This is a genomic window from Anaeromyxobacter sp. K (genome assembly GCF_000020805.1).
Taxonomy (GTDB): Bacteria; Myxococcota; Myxococcia; order Myxococcales; family Anaeromyxobacteraceae; genus Anaeromyxobacter; species Anaeromyxobacter dehalogenans.
This window is the reverse complement of sequence record NC_011145.1, coordinates 4,311,331-4,325,826: the sequence shown is the minus strand read 5'-3', so window position 1 is coordinate 4,325,826 and position 14,496 is coordinate 4,311,331. Positions and strand designations below refer to the sequence as shown.

The following is a 14,496-nucleotide window of genomic DNA, read 5'->3' as shown; positions in this document are numbered from 1 at the left end:
GCCCGCTCATGATCTTCTCCATCGAAGACGACGCACCCATCGTGCGCGACCTCCTGCCCGACTGGCGCGGCCGCTTCGGCGCGGCGGCCGGCCGGCTCGAGCTGGAGATCGGCTGCGGTCACGGCGGCTTCGCGCTCGGGTTCGCGCGCGCGTTCCCCGACCGGGCGCTGGTGGGGATCGAGCAGCGGCGGAAGTTCGCCGCGGTGCTGGCGGCGAAGGGCGCGCGGCACGGGCTCTCCAACCTGCTGGTGCTGAACGGCGACGCGCGGCTCCTCGCCCCGCGGCTGTTCGCCGCGGGCTCGCTCGCGGCGATCCACGTGCACTTCCCCGACCCGTGGTGGAAGCGGCGCCACCACCGCCGGCGCCTGGTGGACGATCGGATGTCCGCGCTGCTCCTCGGCCTGCTCGCGCCCGGCGGCGTGCTCGACTTCCGCACCGACGTGGAGCGCTACGCGCGCGAGGCGGTGATCCGCCTCGAGGAGGCCGGCTTCCGCAACGCCGTCGGCCCCGGCCGCTTCGCGGAGGCCGCGCCCGACGAGATCCCGTCCACGCGCGAGCGCCGCTACCTCGCGAGCGGCGAGCCGGTGTGGCGCCTCCGCCTCCTGAAGCCGTGATCGCGAGGGCCCCCGGGCCGATGCGCCCGGAGGCCCCCACGCCCCCGCCTCCCGCCTCGTCGTCCGGTCGCTAGTACCGCGTGCCGGGGCTCGAGCCCTGCGGCGTGGTGCTCTCCGGCGCGCCGGTGGTCCCGCCGCGGCCGGCGTCGTTGCGCGAGCCGTCCGGCGGGTGCGCCCCCGGCGGCGTGCCGGGCGTGTAGCCGCTGCTGCCGGTGCCGGTCGCGCCCATCGCCTCGACCTTCACGGCGATCTCGCGGCCGTCCACCTCGTTGAAGCTGGCGCGCACGTCCTGGCCGGGCGCCAGGTCGGAGATCCGCGCGTCGTGGCCGTCCACGGTGACGACGGTCTGGGCCGCCACGTGGAGCGAGCGCTGCGTCCCGTCCGCCGACTGGATGGTCAGCGTGCTGCCGTCGGACTGCGCCACCCGGCCGGAGATCACCTGGTCGCTGGCGTGGCCCTTCACGTCCGAGGAGGCGCCGGCCTGCGCGCCCTCCTCGGCCCGCGCGGCGGGGTTGGTCGCCGCCGGCGCGCTGGCGGCGGCGTCGGTGCTGGCCCGCTGGCTGGTGCGCGCGCTCGACGTGTGCGCACTGGAGCGGGAGCTCGGGGTGCTGCAGGCGAGCCCGATCGCGGCCGGGACGCCCAGAAGCAAGGCATGGATCCTCATCGTGGTTCCTCCCGGACGACAAGCTGGGCGCCCGGCGCGCGGTGGGCCAGCCCCGGGCAGCACGCCGGCGGGCGAGCCGGGCCCCGCAGGGCCGGCGCCTGCCGGGGAGGCGGGAGGCCGGCCGCGAGGCTACACTCGCGCCATGCGACGCCTCCGCTCCCCTGCGCTCCTCGCCGTCCTCGTCACCGGCGCCCTCGCCCTCGCCGCCTGCCGCGCCCCGGCCAGCCCCGCCGACCAGTACCGCCGCTTCGCCTCCGCCGCGCGCGCCGGCGACGCCGCCACCGTCTGGTCGATGCTCTCGGCGCGCTCGCGCGAGGCGCTCGACGCCGAGGCGAAGGCGCTGGCAGGCCGGGCGCCCGGGGTGGTGCCGGCGAGCGGGCGCGAGCTCGTGCTGGGCGACTTCGCGGCCCGGGCCGCGCGGATCCGCAGCGCGGTGGTGGTGCGCGAGTCGTCCGGGACCGCGATCGTGGCGGTGGAGGACGAGGCCGGCGCGAAGGGCGAGGTGACGCTGGTGCGCGAGGACGGCGCCTGGCGGGTGGTCCTGCCCGGCGTGGACGCCGGCGGTCGCTGACGCGCGGGACGCGGGCGGGGCCGCGCGGCGGTGGCTCCCGGCGCAAACCTCTGTTATTGATGCCGATCCCATCTATGAAGACCCTGACCGCCGCCGAGATCCGCGAGCTGTTCCAGCGCTACTTCGAGGAGCACGGCCACCGCCGGGTGGCGAGCGCCTCGCTCGTCCCGCAGAACGACCCGACGCTGCTCTTCACGAACGCCGGGATGGTCCAGTTCAAGGACGTGTTCACCGGGCGCGAGCGCCGCGACTACTCGCGCGCCACCACCGCGCAGAAGTGCGTGCGCGCCGGCGGCAAGCACAACGACCTCGAGAACGTCGGGTTCACCGCCCGTCACCACACGTTCTTCGAGATGATGGGGAACTTCTCCTTCGGCGACTACTTCAAGCGCGACGCGATCGCGTGGGCGTGGGAGCTCGTCACCGGCCCGGCGTGGCTCGGCATCGCGAAGGACCGGCTCGCGGCCACCGTCTTCGCGGGCGAGGGGACGCTGCCCTGGGACGAGGAGGCGTTCGAGCTGTGGAAGGCGCAGGGCGTGCCGGTGGAGCGCATCCACAAGCTGGGCGCCAAGGACAACTTCTGGGCCATGGGCGACACCGGCCCGTGCGGCCCGTGCTCCGAGCTGCACTACTTCCAGGGCAACGACATCCCCTGCGCCGAGGAGCTGGCCGGGCGCAGGTGCCAGGGCGTCGCCTGCGACTGCGACCGCTGGCTCGAGATCTGGAACCTCGTGTTCATGCAGTTCGAGCGCGGCCAGGACGGCGGGCTCACGCCGCTGCCCAAGCCCTCCATCGACACCGGCGCCGGCCTGGAGCGGCTCGCGTCGGTCGTGCAGGGCAAGCGCTCGAACTACGACACCGACCTGTTCCGCAGCATCATCCAGGCGGTGGAGCGGCTCTCCGGGAAGCGCTACGACGCCGCCTCGGACGACGGCGTCTCGATGCGCGTCATCGCCGACCACGCCCGCGCCACCACGTTCCTGGTGGGCGACGGCGTGCTCCCGTCGAACGAGGGGCGCGGCTACGTGCTCCGCCGGATCATGCGGCGCGCCATCCGCCACGGGAGGCGGCTCGGGCTGGAGAAGCCGTTCCTGGCGGCGGTGTGCGGGGCCGTCATCGACGAGATGGGCGGGGCCTATCCGGAGACCCGGGAGAACCGCGCGTTCATCGAGAAGGTGGCGCAGCAGGAGGAGGAGTCCTTCCGCCGCACGCTCGACAAGGGGCTCGCCATCCTCGAGGGCGAGATGCGCAAGCTCGTCCCCGACGCGATCCACGACGGCAAGCCCGCCACCCCGGCGCCGGGCCGCGCGCGGCCGATCATCGACGGCAAGGTGGCGTTCCAGCTCTACGACACGTTCGGCTTCCCGCTCGACCTCACCCGCGTCATCGCGGCGGAGCGCGGGTTCGACGTGGACGAGCAGGGCTTCGACCGCCACATGGCGGAGCAGCGCGCGCGCTCCGAGTGGAAGGGCTCGGGCGAGCAGGGCGTGGACGACCTGCACAAGCAGATCGCGGGCGAGCTCGGCGAGGTGAAGTTCCTCGGCTACGAGCAGCCGGCGGCTCGCGCGCAGGTGAAGGCGATCCTCGCGAACGGCGCCCGCGTGGCGCGCGCCGGCAAGGGCGACAAGGTCGAGCTCGTCACCGACGCGACGCCGTTCTACGGCGAGTCCGGCGGCCAGGTGGGCGACGTGGGCCGCATCACCGGCCCGGGGCTGGAGATCCGGGTGGACGACGCGCAGCGCCCGGTGCCGGGGCTGGTCACGCACGTGGGCGAGGTGCTGCGCGGCGAGGTGGCGGTGGGCGACGCGGTGGAGCTCGCGGTGGACGACCGCCGGCGCGACCTCGTGCGCGCGAACCACTCCGCCACGCACCTGCTGCAGTTCGCGCTCCGCGAGGTGCTGGGCGAGCACGTGAAGCAGGCCGGCTCGGTGGTGGCGCCGGACTACCTGCGCTTCGACTTCTCGCACTTCCAGCCGGTCACCGAGGAGGAGCTGGCCGCGGTGGAGCGGCGGGTGAACGACCTCGTCCGGGAGAACGCCGAGACCGAGACCGCGGTGCTGAAGCTGGAGGAGGCGCGCCACGCCGGCGCCATGATGATCTTCGGCGAGAAGTACGGCGACGTGGTGCGCGTGGTCCGCATCGGCCCCTCCAAGGAGCTGTGCGGCGGCACGCACGTGCGCCGGTCCGGCGACATCGCGTTCTTCAAGATCGGCTCGGAGGAGTCGATCGCCTCGGGCGTGCGGCGCCTGGTGGCGTACACCGGCGCGCGCGCGGTCGAGGTCCAGCAGCGCGAGGCGGAGGAGCTGCGGCGCGCCGCGGCGCTGCTCAAGGCCGGCGCGCTCGAGGTCGCGCAGAAGATCGACCAGACGCAGCGGCGCGTGAAGGACCTGGAGCGCGCGCTGGAGGAGGCGCGCTCCAAGGCCGCCGCGGCGCAGTCCGGCGACCTCGCCGCGCTGGCGAAGGACGTGGGCGGCGCGAAGGTGCTGGCCGCGCGCGTGGACGGCGACGGCAAGGCGCTGCGCGAGCTCGCCGACAAGCTGCGCGATCGCCTGGGCAAGGGCGTGGTGGCGCTCGGCGCCGAGCAGGACGGCAAGGCGATCCTGCTGGTGGCGGTGACCCGCGATCTCACCGCGCGCCTGAAGGCCGGCGACCTGGTGAAGGAGGCCGCGAAGCTGGTGGGCGGCTCCGGCGGCGGCAAGCCGGACATGGCGCAGGCGGGCGGCTCGGATCCCGCCGGCCTGGAGAAGGCGCTCGAGAAGGTGGCCGAGCTCGCCACGCGCGCGCTCGCGTGACGCGCGGCGCGCGCCCCCGCGGGAGCGCGCGCGGCCTCCACCTCCGGCGCGAACTGTCAAGCGCCGGGGCCCGTTGACCGTGGTGGCGCGGGGTGCCTACGATTCCCCGCGATGCCGTCCCCGCTCCCCCGATCGCGCCGCGCCGCCGCGAGCCCGTCCACGGTGGTGGACCTCGCGCAGGCGCGCGAGTCGCGCCGGCTGCGCGAGCTGCAGGCGCGCTGCCGCGGCGTGGACGAGGTGAACCGGCGCGGCCTCTCGCGGCTGTTCCAGAGCGGCCTCATCTTCACGCGCCAGGGCGCGCGGCTCGGGCGCGACCTCCTGCTCGCGCACCAGCACCTGCTCCGCGTGGCCGACCTGCTCGCGCGCATCGGCGAGCTCCCGGCCGAGGAGGCGGGCGACGCCGATCCGCTGTACGCGGAGGCGCAGTCGCTCCTCGCCCGCACCACCGAGCTGACCGCCCGCACCGGCCTGGTGCTCGCGCGCGGCCGCTGAGCGCCGCGGCCGCCGCCGCGGCGGCGTGTCGCAGCGCCGGGTCGGGTGCCCGCCGCGAAGTTGCCGGCGCACACCCGCCACGTATCATCTCGCGGCAGCGGGGCTCGCGGCGCGACTTCCGCGCCGGCGGCGACCCCGATCTCGTGAGGGGGAACGCCATGCGCAGGATCGTGACGCTGGGCGCGGTGCTCGCCGCGCTGCTCTTGCCGACCGCCTCGAGCGCGCAGGTCAGCCTGGGTCTCCGGCTCGGCTACGCCTGGGGGCTCGGGGACGTGGGCGGCGGCGGCGGCGACAAGCTGAAGATGTCCGACTGGGTGGACGGGCAGGTGCCGATCCAGGTGGACGCGCTGTTCCGGGTGACGCCGGACCTCGCGGTCGGTCCCTACTTCTCCTACGGCTTCGCCCGCGCCGGCGGCGACCTGAAGTCGACGTGCGACGTGTCCGGGGTGGACTGCTCCGCGTACGTGATGCGGCTCGGGGTCGAGGGGATCTACACGCTGCCGCGCGCCGGCACCCTCGCGCCGTGGCTCGGCCTCGGCATCGGGTACGAGTGGAACCGGCTGAAGGCGGAGGGCGGCGGCGAGAACCTGACCATGAAGTGGAAGGGCGTGGAGTGGCTGAACCTGCAGGCCGGCATGGACTTCTTCGTCGCGCCGCAGCTCCGCACCGGGCCGTTCCTGATGCTGAGCCTCGGCCGCTACGACAAGGGCGACGCCTCCGGCGTGATCTCCGGCGGCGGCAGCATCAACGACAAGAAGTTCCACGAGTGGCTGCAGGTCGGCTGGCGCGGCCAGTTCGACCTGTAGCGCGCGGACCCCAGCGTGCAGCGCCGGAGGCCGCCCCCCGGGGCGGCCTTCGTGCGTCCCGGGGGGCTGCGCTTGCCCCCGGCGCGCCGCCGCGCTACCGCTCGACCACGCGGAGGCGACATGCACGGATCGGTGGTGGAGCTGGAGATCGACTCGCAGGCGCTGGCCGGGAACCCGCTGGGCGATCCGGCGCGGCGGCCGCTCCTCTGCTGGATCCCGCCGGGCGGCGCGGCCGGGCTGCCCGCGGTCTACTTCCTCCACGGCTTCGCCGGCTCGGCGCGCGGCTGGCTGAACGTGAGCGCGTTCCAGCCCACCGTGCCGGAGCGGCTCGACGCGCTGGTCGCGGCCGGCGAGGTCCCGCCGTTCGTGGCGGTGTTCCCGGACGGCTTCACCGCGCTGGGCGGGACGCAGTGGATCGACGCGCCCGCGGTGGGCCGCTACCAGGCCTACGTGGCGGACGACGTGGTGCGCCTGGTGGAGGCGCGGCTCGGGACCGTGCCGCGGCGCGAGGCGCGCGCCGTGGTGGGGAAGAGCTCGGGCGGCTACGGCGCGCTGCGCATGGGGCGGGACCGGCCCGACGTCTTCGCGCACCTCGGCTGCCACGCCGGCGACGCCTACTTCGAGTACTGCTACCTGCACGATCTCCCGCAGGCGGCGGCGGCGCTGCTCGGCGCGCCCGACGCGGCCGCGTGGCTGGACGACGCGAAGCGGCGGGCGCGCGAGACGAGGCTCGCGGGCGCCGACCACCCGGTGCTGAACGTGCTCGCGATGGCCGCGCACTACGCCGCCGATCCCGCCGCGCCGCTCGGCCTGGCGCTCCCGTTCGAGCTGCCCAGCGGCCGGATCCGCGAGGACGTGTGGGCGCGCTGGCTGGAGGCCGATCCGGTCCGCTTCGTGCCGCGCGCGCTCGACGCCTACCGGCGCCTCGCGAGCGTGTTCCTCGACTGCGGCACCCGCGACGAGTTCCACCTGCGCTGGGGCGCCCGCATGGTGGCGGAGGCGCTGCGCGCGGGCGGCGTGCCGGTGGTGCACGAGGAGTTCGAGGGCGGGCACATGGGCACGAGCTGGCGCTACGACGCGTCGGTGAAGCACCTCGTCCCGCGCCTGGCCCGGCGCTGAGCGGGGCCTGCGGATACGATGAGGGCATGACCGCCCCCGTCCCGTCCCGCGCCGCCGCCTGGTCGCTCCTCTGCGAGCACACCGCGTCCCAGCCGCTCCGCCGCCACGCGCTGGCGGTGGAGGCGTCGATGCGCGCCCTGGCGCTGCGCGCCGGCGTGGCCGATCCGGCCGGGCTGGAGACCTGGGGCCTGGTGGGCCTGCTCCACGACTTCGACTACGAGCGCTTCCCCACCGAGCAGGACCACGTGTTCCGCGGCATGGAGATCCTGCGCGCCCGCGGCTGGCCGGAGCCGATCGTGAAGGCGGTGGGCGGCCACGCGTTCTACACCGGCGTCGCGCGCGAGACGCCCATGGAGAGGGCGATCGTGGCGGCCGACGAGCTGACCGGCTTCGTGGGCGCCTGCGCGCTGGTCCGCCCGTCGAGGCGGATCGCCGACGTGCCGGTGGAGTCGGTGGTGAAGCGGATGAAGGACAAGGCGTTCGCGCGCTCGGTGGACCGCGAGTACATCCGGCGCGGCGCGGAGGAGGTGGGGCTGCCGCTCCCGGAGCTGGTCGCGCTGGTGCTGCGGGCGCAGGTGCCGATCGCGGCGCGGCTCGGGCTGGACGGCGCGCCGGCGGCGGACCTGCCCGACGCCCCGGTCCCGCCGGAGCCGCCGCCGCCCGCACCCGCGCCGTAGCGCAGGCCCCGGAACGAAGCGCGGCGCGCCCGGCGACCGGGCGCGCCGCGGGGCGCGAGGTTCCGGGGAGGACTACTCGCGCGGCGGGTTGCCCCGGCGCAGGAACGCCGGGATGTCGTACTGGTCCTCGTCGGCCGGGCGGTACACCGGCGCCTCGCGGCGGAACGACACCTTCGCGGGCGCGGTGGCGTGGGCCGGCGCCGCCGGGGTCTGCAGCCGGATGGGCGCCTTGGCGGTGGCCTCGACCGGCAGCGGGGGCGGCACCTGCCGGACCGTCGCCGGCGCCCGTGCCTCCACCGGCTCGACCTTGCGGGCGATGGCGCGGCTGCGCTCCTCGCGCGCCTGGAAGCCGGTGGCGATGACGGTGATCTTCACCTCGTCGCCCAGCCGCTCGTCGATGACCGAGCCGAAGATGATGTTCGCGTCGGCGTCGGCGGCGGACTGCGCCATCGACACCGCCTCGTTCACCTCGTGCAGCGTCAGGTTCGGACCGCCGGTGATGTTCACCAGCAGGCCGGTGGCGCCGTCGAGCGTGACGTCCTCGAGCAGCGGCGAGCTGATGGCGGCCTGCATCGCCTCGACCGTGCGCTGCTCGCCGGAGGACCGGCCGGTGCCCATGAGCGCCATGCCCTGGCCGCCCATGATGGTGCGCACGTCGGCGAAGTCCACGTTGACGATGCCGTGCACGGTGATGAGGTCGGAGATGCCCTGCACCGCGTTCAGCAGCACCTCGTCGGCGCGCTTGAACGCGTCGGCGAGCGACATGTTCTCGCCCGCCACCGAGAGCAGCCGCTGGTTCGGGATCACGATGAGCGTGTCCACCGCCGCGGCCAGCTCGGCGATGCCGGCCTCGGCCTGCTTGCGCCGCTTGTTCCCCTCGAACAGGAACGGCTTCGTCACCACGCCCACGGTGAGCGCCCCGGTGGCCTTCGCGATGTCGGCCACCACCGGCGCGCCGCCGGTGCCGGTGCCGCCGCCCATGCCGGCGGTCACGAACACCATGTCGGCGCCCTCGAGCGCCGCGGCGATCTGCTCGCGCTCCTCCAGCGCCGCGGTGCGCCCCACCTCGGGGTTCGCGCCGGCGCCCAGCCCGCGCGAGGCGGACTTGCCGAGCTGGATCTTCACCCCCGCCTTGTTCGCGGCCAGCGCCTGCACGTCGGTGTTCGCGGCGATGAACTCCACGCCCTCGAGGCGCCCCGCCACCATGGTGTTGATGGCGTTGCCGCCACCGCCGCCGACGCCGATCACCTTGATCTTCGCCGCGTCCTGCCTGTCGGTGTACTCGATCATTGGTCGGTTCCCCCCGCGGCTAGAAGATCTGCCCGAGCCACTCCTTCATGCGGACCTTCACCTTCCGGTACACGTTCTCGTCGCGGATCTTGAAGTACGGGCTGTCGTCCTGCTGGTGCGCGCCGTAGATCACCAGGCCGACCGCGGTGGCGTACATGGGGCTCTTCACCACGTCCACCAGGCCGCCGATCCCCCGCGGCAGCCCGCGCCGCACCGGCACGCCCAGGACCTCCTCGGCCATCTCGGGCATCCCGGCGAGCAGCGTCGAGCCGCCGGTGATCACCACGCCCGAGGCGAGGATCTCCTCCATCCCGCACTTCTGGATCTCGTGCTGCACCAGCATGAAGATCTCCTCGACGCGCGGCTCCACGATCTCGGCGAGGATGTGGCGCGAGAGGACCCGCGGCTGGCCGCCGCCCACGCTGGGCACCTCGATGGTCTCGGTCTTGTCCACCATCGAGGCCATGGCGCAGCCGTACTGCTTCTTGATCCGCTCCGCCTCGTGGGTGGGCGTGCGCAGCCCCACCGCCACGTCGTTGGTGAGGTGGTTGCCGCCGAGCGAGATCACCGCGGTGTGCTGGATCGAGCCGTTGTGGAAGATGGCGATGTCGGTGGTGCCGCCGCCGACGTCCACCAGGCACACGCCCAGCTCCTTCTCGTCCTCGGAGAGCGTCGCGAGCGAGGAGGCCAGCGGCTGCAGCACGATGTCGGCCACGTTCAGGCCGGTGCGCTGCGCGCACTTCACGATGTTCTGCGCCGAGGAGACCGCGCCGGTGACGATGAGCGCCTTCGCCTCCAGGCGCACGCCGCTCATCCCGACCGGCTCCTTCACGCCGTCCTGGTCGTCCACCACGAACTCCTGCGGGAGCACGTGGATGACCTCGCGGTCCAGCGGGATGGCGACCGCCTTGGCCTGGTCGATGACGCGGTCCACGTCCTGCTGGCGGACCTCCTTGTCCTTCACCGCCACCACGCCGTGCGACGGGAACGCCTTGATGTGGCCGCCGGCGATGCCGGTGTAGACGGTGGTGATCTCGCACCCCGCCATGTGCTCGGCCTCCTCGATCGCGCGCTTGATCGAGGCGACGGTGGCGTCGATGTTGACCACCACGCCCTTCCGCAGCCCCTTCGACGGGTGCGAGCCGATGCCGATGATGTCGATCGAGCCGTCGTCGGTGACCTCGCCGACGATGGCGCAGATCTTCGTCGTGCCGATGTCCAGGCCGACGAGGATGTCCCCGCTCTTCGCCATGTGAACCTCCGGGCGTGACCGCGCCGTCGCGCTTTCGCCCACCTAGGGCCCTCTCGGACCCGTCCTACCGCAGCGACGACGAGCGTCCCTGCGGACCACCACCACCACCCGCTGCGTACGACGACCGTCCGTCCGGCTCACCGCGCCGGCCGGCCACCCGGACCGCCACCCAGTCCGGGCGGCGGCGGTTGTCCAGGTGCAGCACCTCCGCTCGCTCCCCCTCGGCGTCGAGCGCCGAGAGGACGCGGTGGAGGCGCGTCAGCTTCTCCTCCAGATCTCCCTGTCCGAGGCGGATCTCCGTCCCCTCGTCCGACCAGAGCGTGGTCCCGTACTCCGGGTCCACGTGGATCTCCGAGATCGTCGAGCGCGCGTCGAGGCCGCGCGCCGACCAGCGGCCGAGCAGCGCCAGGGCGCCGCCCAGCAGCGGCGCGAGCTCGCCGCGCCCCTCCGCCCACGCCTCGCGCTCGATGCCGGTGATGACCGGCAGGTCCAGCCCGTCGCCCGGGACCGCGCGCTTGAACACCTCGCCGCGGTCGTCCACCAGGTACAGGCCGCCCAGGTCCACCAGCGCGGCCGGCCGCCGCTCCGCGAGCTGCACCTCGAGCGCGGGCGGGAAGGTGCGGCGGACCTGGGCCGAGGCGATCCAGGGGTGGCGCCGCAGCGCCGCCGCCATCGCGTCGGTGTCGAGGAACAGGAGGTGGTCGCCCGGCTGCACCGGCGAGAGATCGAGCAGCTCCTGCGGCGTCGCGCGCGAGAGCCCCTCGAACCGGATCTCGCGGACGCGCAGCAGGTCGCTCTTCCAGCCGACGCGCCAGCCCAGGGTCGCGGCGCCGCCCAGGGCCGCGAGCGCGAGGATCGAGGGCAGGGCGAGCGCCATCGCGCGGGCCAGCCGCCGCCGCCGCTCCCCCGGAACCCTGTCCACGCGCCGCCGGTTCGGACCCCGCGCCACCGCCGCTCCCGCCACCCGGATACATCCGCCCACCGCAGCCCACGTGCATGAAACCAGAGGGCGCTTCCGGGCGCTATCACCCGACGGTGCAGGATGCCGCAGCACCGGCCGCTGGCAAGTTTTCCGCCCGCGAATCCCGGATCGCCCGGCTTCTCGTCTTCCGGTGAGGATGCGCTAGCATCTCGGGGAGCACGCAGCGCTCCGAGCCGGGCGGGAGGAGTCGCCCGCGCCGGCCGGCCACCGGGAGCGAACGCACATGCACCACGGGCGCGCCAAGGTGGCGGGATTCCTCGCCGCGGCCAGCATCGCCGCCGGGGCGGCCGGGCCGGCCCGCGCCACGCCCGCGGGGACCGCCGCGCCGGCGGCGCCCGTGCCGGCGGTGCGGCGTGCCGCCGCGGGGACGGCGCCGCTCCCGCCCGGCCAGGCCCGCTCGACCCACGCGCCGTACGCGGCCGGCGACTGCGCCGCCTGCCACCGCTCGGCCGACCGCGCCAGCCCCGGCCCCCTGCGCCACGCCAGCGTGAACGCCGGGTGCCTCGAGTGCCACGAGGAGATGCGCGAGGTGATGGCGCGCAAGCTCAAGCACGCGCCGGCCGTCCGCTCCTGCACCACCTGCCACAACCCGCACGACGGCGCCGGCCCGTCGCTGCTCGCGGCCCCGGTGGCCGAGCTGTGCGCCCGCTGCCACCCCGGCGTCGCGGCCCAGGCCGCCGCGGCGCCGGTGAAGCACGCCCCGGTGACCGAGGGGCGGGCCTGCGCGAGCTGCCACGATCCCCACGCCGCCCGCCACGAGGCGCTGCTCACCGCGCCGGCGTTCGAGCTGTGCGTCGGCTGCCACTCGAAGGACGGCATGACCGCGGCGGACGGGCGGACGCTGCTCAACATGCGCCGCTGGCTGGAGGAGAACCCGGTCTGGCACGAGCCGGTCCGCGAGCGCGACTGCGCCGCCTGCCACCGCACCCACGGCGGCGACCACCCGCGGCTGCTGGTGGCGGACCTGCCCGACAAGCTGTACGCGCCCTACGACCGGCGAAGCTACGCGCTCTGCTTCGGCTGCCACAACGACCGGCTGGTCTCGGAGGCCGAGACCACCGCGTTCACCCGCTTCCGGGACGGCGCCCGGAACCTGCACGCGGTGCACGTGAACCGGGAGCGGGGCCTCGCCTGCCGGGCCTGCCACGACGCGCACGCGTCCAGGCAGGAGCGGCACGTCCGCGACAGCGTGGCCTACGGGAGCGGCGGCTACGTGCTGAAGCTCGGCTTCACCCGCACCGCCACCGGCGGGAGCTGCGCGAAGGCCTGCCACGAGGCGAAGGCGTACGTCGCCCGCTGACGGGCGGCGCGGACCGTCGCTCAGGCCTTCAACGCAGCGCCGTCCAGGATCCGCTCGCACAGGTCGGGGAACGACAGGCCCAGGCCGGCGGCGATCTTCGGGACGAGCGACGTCGCGGTCATCCCGGGCAGCGTGTTCACCTCGAGGATGTACGGCGTCCCGTCGCCGGCCACGATGAAGTCCACGCGGGTCACGCCGCTGCAGCCGATCCCGCGGTGCGCGGCCTCGGCCGCCTCCATCACCGCGCGGACGTGCGCCTCGGGGAGGCGCGCCGGGTAGAAGTACTTCGTGGTGCCGGCGGTGTACTTCGCGGCGTAGTCGTAGAACGCGTTCGCGGGGACGATCTCGATCGCCCCGAGCGCCTTCCCGTCCAGCACCGCCACGTCCACCTCGGTGCCCTTGACGTACCGCTCGACGATCACGTCGCCCGCGTGGGAGGCGGCGTCGCGGCAGGCGGGGCCGAGCTCCGCGGCCTCGTTCACGAGGTGCACGCCCACGGACGAGCCCTCGCCGGCGGGCTTCACCACGCACGGGAGGCCGAACGGGAGATCGCCGACGCCGATCGAGCCGGCCGAGGCGCGCGGGAACACGCGGTAGTCGGCGACGGCCAGGCCGAGCGAGCGGAAGATCGCCTTCGACACGGTCTTGTCCATGCCCATGGCCGAGGCGAGCACGCCGGAGCCGGTGTACGGGATGGCCATCGACTCGAGCAGCCCCTGGATGCTGCCGTCCTCGCCGAAGCGGCCGTGCAGCGCGACGAACGCGACCTCGACCCGCTCCGCGCGGAGCCGCGCCGCCACCTCGAGGTCCACGTCCAGCAGCACCACGTCGTGCCCCTTCTGCCGGAGCGCGTCGGCGCAGGCGGCGCCGGTCCTGAGCGACACCTCGCGCTCGCTGGAGCGTCCGCCGTACAGCACCGCCACCCGCTTGCCCGTCCACGTGCTCATGTCGCCTCCGGGGGGCGCACGCCCCCGCTCGCCGCGCCGGGGCCACCGCCCGCGGCGGCGTGCCCGTCCAGCCCTTCCAGATCCTCGTCGAGGAACTCGCCCATGAGCCGGACCTCGGTCTCGAGCGCGATCCCGAACCGCTCCTTCACCCGCGCCCGCGCCAGCCGGACGAGCGCGAGCACGTCGCGGGCGGTGGCGCCGCCCAGGTTCGTCACGAAGTTCGCGTGCACCGGCGACCAGATCGCGTTGCCGACGCGGTGCCCCTTCAGCCCGACCGCCTCCACCAGGCGCCCGGCGTACTCGCCCGGCGGGTTCGTGAAGGTGGAGCCGAAGGTGGGCCGGTCGAGCGGCTGGGTGGCGCGGCGGCGCTCGCGATCCTCGCGCATGAGCGCCTCGCTCGCGGCCACGTCGCCGGCGTGGAGCCGCACCTCGACGCGCGCGATGACCGCGCCGGGCGGGAGCCGGCAGGTCCGGTAGGCGTAGCCCAGCGCCGAGGCCGGCACGAAGCCGGTGCCGTCGGGGGTGGCGAGCTCGAGCCGGGTGACGACGTCCTTCATCTCGCCCAGGCGCGTGCCGGCGTTCATGGCGGCCGCGCCGCCCAGCGTCCCCGGGATGCCGCCCAGGAACTCCATGCCGACGAGGCCGTGCGCGTGCGCCCGCGCCGGCAGCCGCGAGATGGGCGCCCCGGCGGAGAGGACCAGCGTGCCACCGTCGGTGGACTCGCCCGGGAACTCCTGCGGCAGCCGCAGCACCACCCCGCGCACGCCGGCGTCCGCCACCAGCGTGTTCGCGCCGCCGCCCAGCACCGAGAGCGGCACCCCCAGCTCGCGCACCGCGCGGAGCAGCGCCGAGAGCGCGTCGCCGTCGGCGGGGCGGCAGAGCAGGTCGGCCGGACCGCCCACCCGCACCGCGGTGCGCGGGGCGAGCGGCGCGTCGCGCAGGTGCTCGCCGCGGACGCGGCGGGCGATCTCGTCGCGCCAGGTCATGCGC

The 14,496-nt window shown here is 74.9% G+C and carries 14 protein-coding genes; 8 read left to right on the top strand and 6 right to left on the bottom strand.

The features are described 5' to 3' along the window. Nucleotides 1–8 precede the first annotated feature (8 nt). Nucleotides 9–614: a tRNA (guanosine(46)-N7)-methyltransferase TrmB gene (trmB, locus tag ANAEK_RS19335; RefSeq protein WP_012527813.1), complete on the top strand. Its 606-nt coding sequence runs from the start codon at nt 9–11 to the stop codon at nt 612–614. Between the two features lie 70 nt (nt 615–684). Here the strand turns inward: trmB and ANAEK_RS19330 are convergent, their stop codons facing one another. Next, complete coding sequence (locus tag ANAEK_RS19330; RefSeq protein ID WP_012527812.1) at nt 685–1,278, bottom strand: hypothetical protein; 594 nt, start codon at nt 1,276–1,278, stop codon at nt 685–687. Nucleotides 1,279–1,420: 142 nt separating this feature from the next. On the opposite strand from ANAEK_RS19330, the gene ANAEK_RS19325 reads away from it, so the two are divergent. The 6 genes from ANAEK_RS19325 to ANAEK_RS19300 all read left to right on the top strand — a co-directional run bounded on the left by ANAEK_RS19325 (nt 1,421) and on the right by ANAEK_RS19300 (nt 7,735). Beyond that, nucleotides 1,421–1,849 (top strand): hypothetical protein, encoded by a 429-nt coding sequence (locus ANAEK_RS19325; RefSeq protein ID WP_012527811.1) that lies wholly within the window; start codon nt 1,421–1,423, stop codon nt 1,847–1,849. A gap of 74 nt (nt 1,850–1,923) precedes the next feature. After that, on the top strand, nt 1,924–4,641 hold the full coding sequence (gene alaS, locus ANAEK_RS19320) for an alanine--tRNA ligase (protein ID WP_012527810.1): 2,718 nt from the start codon (nt 1,924–1,926) through the stop codon (nt 4,639–4,641). A 111-nt stretch (nt 4,642–4,752) separates the two neighbouring features. Next, the gene (locus tag ANAEK_RS19315; protein ID WP_012527809.1) at nt 4,753–5,133 is read left to right on the top strand and encodes a hypothetical protein; all 381 of its coding nucleotides are present in this window, start codon (nt 4,753–4,755) and stop codon (nt 5,131–5,133) included. Nucleotides 5,134–5,291: 158 nt separating this feature from the next. Beyond that, a complete protein-coding gene (locus ANAEK_RS19310) occupies nt 5,292–5,939 on the top strand; it encodes an autotransporter domain-containing protein (protein WP_012527808.1) in 648 nt (215 codons plus the stop codon). A gap of 120 nt (nt 5,940–6,059) precedes the next feature. Next, a complete protein-coding gene (locus ANAEK_RS19305; RefSeq protein WP_012527807.1) occupies nt 6,060–7,058 on the top strand; it encodes an esterase family protein in 999 nt (332 codons plus the stop codon). A gap of 26 nt (nt 7,059–7,084) precedes the next feature. Then, on the top strand, nt 7,085–7,735 hold the full coding sequence (locus ANAEK_RS19300) for an HD domain-containing protein (protein ID WP_012527806.1): 651 nt from the start codon (nt 7,085–7,087) through the stop codon (nt 7,733–7,735). A 72-nt stretch (nt 7,736–7,807) separates the two neighbouring features. On the opposite strand, the gene ftsZ is transcribed toward ANAEK_RS19300, so the two are convergent. The 3 genes from ftsZ to ANAEK_RS19285 all read right to left on the bottom strand — a co-directional run bounded on the left by ftsZ (nt 7,808) and on the right by ANAEK_RS19285 (nt 11,226). Continuing rightward, a complete protein-coding gene (gene ftsZ / locus ANAEK_RS19295; RefSeq protein ID WP_012527805.1) occupies nt 7,808–9,025 on the bottom strand; it encodes a cell division protein FtsZ in 1,218 nt (405 codons plus the stop codon). 19 nt (nt 9,026–9,044) lie between these two features. Beyond that, nucleotides 9,045–10,277, bottom strand: coding sequence for a cell division protein FtsA (gene ftsA, locus ANAEK_RS19290; protein ID WP_012527804.1), 1,233 nt, complete (start codon nt 10,275–10,277; stop codon nt 9,045–9,047). 64 nt (nt 10,278–10,341) lie between these two features. Next, a complete protein-coding gene (locus ANAEK_RS19285; protein WP_012527803.1) occupies nt 10,342–11,226 on the bottom strand; it encodes a cell division protein FtsQ/DivIB in 885 nt (294 codons plus the stop codon). A gap of 256 nt (nt 11,227–11,482) precedes the next feature. Here ANAEK_RS19285 and ANAEK_RS19280 point away from each other — a divergent pair, with 256 nt between their 5' ends. Beyond that, nucleotides 11,483–12,559: a cytochrome c3 family protein gene (locus tag ANAEK_RS19280; RefSeq protein WP_012527802.1), complete on the top strand. Its 1,077-nt coding sequence runs from the start codon at nt 11,483–11,485 to the stop codon at nt 12,557–12,559. 20 nt (nt 12,560–12,579) lie between these two features. On the opposite strand, the gene ANAEK_RS19275 is transcribed toward ANAEK_RS19280, so the two are convergent. Together ANAEK_RS19275 and murB are read right to left on the bottom strand one after the other, a co-directional pair. After that, nucleotides 12,580–13,506 (bottom strand): D-alanine--D-alanine ligase, encoded by a 927-nt coding sequence (locus ANAEK_RS19275; RefSeq protein WP_012527801.1) that lies wholly within the window; start codon nt 13,504–13,506, stop codon nt 12,580–12,582. Further along, on the bottom strand, nt 13,503–14,492 hold the full coding sequence (gene murB / locus ANAEK_RS19270) for a UDP-N-acetylmuramate dehydrogenase (protein WP_012527800.1): 990 nt from the start codon (nt 14,490–14,492) through the stop codon (nt 13,503–13,505). Before murB ends, ANAEK_RS19275 begins: the two co-directional genes overlap by 4 nt. Nucleotides 14,493–14,496 lie beyond the last annotated feature (4 nt).

Excerpts from the sequence above, each read along its gene's own strand:
- ANAEK_RS19275 (WP_012527801.1), bottom strand. The coding sequence starts at position 13,506 with ATGAGCACGTGGACGGGCAAGCGGGTGGCGGTGCTGTACGGCGGACGC.
- ftsZ (WP_012527805.1), bottom strand. The coding sequence starts at position 9,025 with ATGATCGAGTACACCGACAGGCAGGACGCGGCGAAGATCAAGGTGATC.
- ANAEK_RS19310 (WP_012527808.1), top strand. The coding sequence starts at position 5,292 with ATGCGCAGGATCGTGACGCTGGGCGCGGTGCTCGCCGCGCTGCTCTTG.
- ftsA (WP_012527804.1), bottom strand. The coding sequence starts at position 10,277 with ATGGCGAAGAGCGGGGACATCCTCGTCGGCCTGGACATCGGCACGACG.
- ANAEK_RS19305 (WP_012527807.1), top strand. The coding sequence starts at position 6,060 with ATGCACGGATCGGTGGTGGAGCTGGAGATCGACTCGCAGGCGCTGGCC.
- ANAEK_RS19300 (WP_012527806.1), top strand. The coding sequence starts at position 7,085 with ATGACCGCCCCCGTCCCGTCCCGCGCCGCCGCCTGGTCGCTCCTCTGC.
- murB (WP_012527800.1), bottom strand. The coding sequence starts at position 14,492 with ATGACCTGGCGCGACGAGATCGCCCGCCGCGTCCGCGGCGAGCACCTG.
- trmB (WP_012527813.1), top strand. The coding sequence starts at position 9 with ATGATCTTCTCCATCGAAGACGACGCACCCATCGTGCGCGACCTCCTG.
- ANAEK_RS19325 (WP_012527811.1), top strand. The coding sequence starts at position 1,421 with ATGCGACGCCTCCGCTCCCCTGCGCTCCTCGCCGTCCTCGTCACCGGC.
- ANAEK_RS19330 (WP_012527812.1), bottom strand. The coding sequence starts at position 1,278 with ATGAGGATCCATGCCTTGCTTCTGGGCGTCCCGGCCGCGATCGGGCTC.
- ANAEK_RS19280 (WP_012527802.1), top strand. The coding sequence starts at position 11,483 with ATGCACCACGGGCGCGCCAAGGTGGCGGGATTCCTCGCCGCGGCCAGC.
- alaS (WP_012527810.1), top strand. The coding sequence starts at position 1,924 with ATGAAGACCCTGACCGCCGCCGAGATCCGCGAGCTGTTCCAGCGCTAC.
- ANAEK_RS19315 (WP_012527809.1), top strand. The coding sequence starts at position 4,753 with ATGCCGTCCCCGCTCCCCCGATCGCGCCGCGCCGCCGCGAGCCCGTCC.